We start from the raw sequence: 1,903 nt of genomic DNA, 5'->3' as shown, positions 1-1,903 counted from the left end.
ATTAATTACAAAAACGGATCTTGGACCGGCGGAAGGTAGTATGGGCGGTAACGTTTGGGTATTTCTGTTGGCGGGGACTTTTTATAACAAGTCTTTGTAAATATAACAAATTGAACAATTAGAGAAAATTTATATGATAGGAACTTCCGACCCGCTGATAGAAATGCCGTGTTAGCTACAGTATCTTTTAATCGGTTGCCATACCAAACCAGAAATCTATTTCGAACTTAGTTTTTTCATCGAAGTTTGATATTATTGCATCAGAATAAGAATAACGTTTTTGCAAGCTATATAGAGCTGAATAAATTAATAATCTGTTACAAAATAAAGCGGAATTTATCATTTCGATAGAGTTTTTACTATCTGAATTAATTCCAAATTCATTCAATTGAATAACTGATATGAATTCCGAGTGAGCATAATTTGAATATAGTTGATAAAAACCTACAAATAATTTTGTTCTTAATCTACTTTTTTCAATTAATTGAGTCCAGCTTATTATCCTTGCTATTCCGTATGTTTCTAATCTATTTTTCATTTTTTTTATCTGCCCGTAATACTTGCTAGAAATAATTTCTCTTTTTGTTTTGTCTATTTCTATTTTCTCTCTAGTTAATTTTTCGGTAAACAATGGATTTTCTCCAATTGTATTTTGTCTTACCATAAAACCTGACATACGCCAAAGTTTAAATCTAAATTCTAATTCGTCATCTTCTACATCACTAAGAAAAAGATATTCTAAGGTTAAATATGTTTCAAAAATACTTCTTGTTAAAATTAAAATAGATGCATAGTCGATGATAGATGCTTTTTTATTATTTACGTCAAGTATAGATGGATTAACTAGACTGTTTATTGAGTTTTGTGCAGCAGCAATTTTAATCAGTAACGTTTCGATATAAACTTCTCTTTCCTTGATAATAGGATTTAATTCTTTTACTTCTTGAATATAATTAAAAAGTAAATTTGATGCACGTAATAAAGATATTTTCAAAGAAGAAAAATCTTTTTTTCTTAAAGTTTCCAGTAAAAGTAAAGTTTCTCGTTTATCCACGGTTGTTGGGAGATATTGTAACTAACGTTTTGCAGCTACCCGAAGGGCGGGACTTTTACCACAAAACTTGATTTGAAAAACTAATGTTTGATTAACCACAAAATTGTCTTTGGAACACGAAACCCCGCCTTTTGGGTAGGTGCTGTTATGCCTCGTTTTTATGTCTGTCATAATAATTATTCAAAGTTTCGATTAGCTTGTCCGAACTAATGTCAAGTCCAGATGCCGCAATATTGAATGGTGAGTTGTAATTACTAATGTTAAACTGCATTAATTTTCGTCTAAATCCGCTTGTCTCTTTGTCAAGCCAATACTCAGGATTTTTCACTCCGATAATTACAATTCTTGTGCTTTGTATTTTGATTTCTTCAAAACCATTTATGTCACGCCATTTGATGTATTCGGTCAATGATTTCTTCGGATTAACATTCAGTCCATTGGAGTCGATGATTAAAGCAATTTCTGATTTAATCAGTCTTTTTATTCCAACAAAGATTCCAAGTCCGAAGAAAAGTATTGAAGCAATCCCAATTCCACGAGTGAAAATTGGGTTTCTTGCTCTCCAACCAGTCAGGTTGTCCGCTTCCAAGATTAACCAAAATCCTAAAGCAACGAATGCAATTGAACCTATCAATAACAATAATGATTTCTTTTTACTTGAATAAATTTCAACTCTTTCCATTTTGGTCAGTCTGTCTTTTTAAAATGAGGCATAACGTCCGGCGTATATGGAGGGTTGCGGCTGCTGCCCCAGATCTTCGTACAAAAACCCGACTTTAAACTTAGCGAAAATTCTGATACAAAAGCAGACTTCCGCAATCCGCCATATACGATGTTACCGCCCGTACG

The 1,903-nt window shown here is 32.7% G+C and carries 2 protein-coding genes; both read right to left on the bottom strand.

The genetic code is table 11. The features are described 5' to 3' along the window. Window positions 1–187 precede the first annotated feature (187 nt). On the bottom strand, window positions 188–1,054 hold the full coding sequence (locus tag H9628_RS11880) for a DUF5677 domain-containing protein (RefSeq protein WP_251834357.1): 867 nt from the start codon (window positions 1,052–1,054) through the stop codon (window positions 188–190). A 145-nt stretch (window positions 1,055–1,199) separates the two neighbouring features. Further along, window positions 1,200–1,736, bottom strand: coding sequence for an STM3941 family protein (locus H9628_RS11875; RefSeq protein WP_251834356.1), 537 nt, complete (start codon window positions 1,734–1,736; stop codon window positions 1,200–1,202). Window positions 1,737–1,903 lie beyond the last annotated feature (167 nt).

This window comes from Kaistella pullorum (assembly GCF_014837035.1).
Lineage (GTDB): Bacteria > Bacteroidota > Bacteroidia > Flavobacteriales > Weeksellaceae > Kaistella > Kaistella rhinocerotis.
Note: the sequence above shows the minus strand (reverse complement) of the source record. Positions and strands in the feature narration are given on the sequence as shown.

Bases quoted from the DNA above. Each gene is read 5' to 3' on its own strand.
- H9628_RS11875 (WP_251834356.1), bottom strand. From the start codon at position 1,736: ATGGAAAGAGTTGAAATTTATTCAAGTAAAAAGAAATCATTATTGTTA.